Origin of the sequence: Paenibacillus sp. AR247 (assembly GCF_002968895.1) — a bacterium.
GTDB lineage: Bacteria > Bacillota > Bacilli > Paenibacillales > Paenibacillaceae > Paenibacillus_AQ > Paenibacillus_AQ favisporus.
Genome location: NZ_PCZT01000009.1, coordinates 720,634 through 721,712 on the forward strand (window position 1 = coordinate 720,634; position 1,079 = coordinate 721,712).

The 1,079-nt window shown below is 43.7% G+C and carries 1 protein-coding gene; it reads right to left on the bottom strand.

Going from position 1 to position 1,079, the window contains the following annotated elements; genetic code table 11:
* Positions 1-657: phosphotransferase (locus CPT76_RS11380; protein WP_181152800.1), on the bottom strand; the 657-nt coding region annotated here is incomplete at its 3' end.
* Positions 658-1,079: the final 422 nt, after the last annotated feature.

Consider the following 1,079-nt stretch of genomic DNA (forward strand, 5'->3'; position numbering starts at 1 on the left):
AACATAATTCAACCGGTCAAAATCAAGGACTGCGGATACCGAATTTGGCGTAAATAAAATATTGTCGACAAACAAATCCCAATGGCACCAGCCTTGCTCGCAGCCTGAAAATAGTCCGATATCCGTCTCGTCAATGATGTCTCGCTGGATTTCCAAAGCGGCTAGCGTTTTTTCGCATCCCATCGATACGGCATCGGACCATCTGCGCTCCCAATGTTTTTGCATTTCTTCTTTGCTGCGGATATTCCAATGCAGAGGCTGTTTGGCACGGTGCGAATTCAGGAGCTTGTGCATGTACCCGGTTGTTTTCCCAAGCGAATACATTTGATGTGCATTGGCCGTACCCGGCTGTAATATTTCACCCTGGCAAGAACGCATCAGGACGTATCGTTCCTGTGAAGGCGTGCGGAGCACATATTGGCCTTGTTGCTGGAAAAGTTGGGGTACGCGGATCCCTTGGTTATAGAGATCGTTTTGATGCGATAAAGAAATCTCCAGTCCTTGAACGAGATGCTCGGGATATCGGGTCTTGTTGTACTGCTTCGCAAACAGGCTTCCGATGTCCGTTTCAATTTTCCATTTCAGGTTTAGATATCCTTGATCGATTTGGTGGGAATCATCTATTCCGATCCCAAAGATATCTGTAATGGATTGCAAGATTTCATCTCTTATGGTTGCCGTTGATTCGGACATTTCTTGCCCCTCTCATGGAAAGGATCAGATTGAACAACCAATATGTATAGCTTGGACGACCTCACAGCACCTCGTTTTTCCAAAATTCTCCTGAATTATTATACCAGAACATATATTCTGAATCATCCCTGAAAATTACTTAACCCTCAACAGATTTCTGCTTTCTCAAATCCCCATAAAAAAGAAGCCGTTCAGGCTCCCTTATCACTTTCATTCGTTAAATCACTCGATTTTCAGCAAACGAACAACCTCACCATCCCAAAGGTCATCGCGAACTTTCAGAAATCCCAAAGATTCGTATAAATGACCTGCGGTTATTCACTCTGTCACTTAATTCACATCACCGAGATACCGTACGTTCATTTCATTATTCACTAATTGATCGT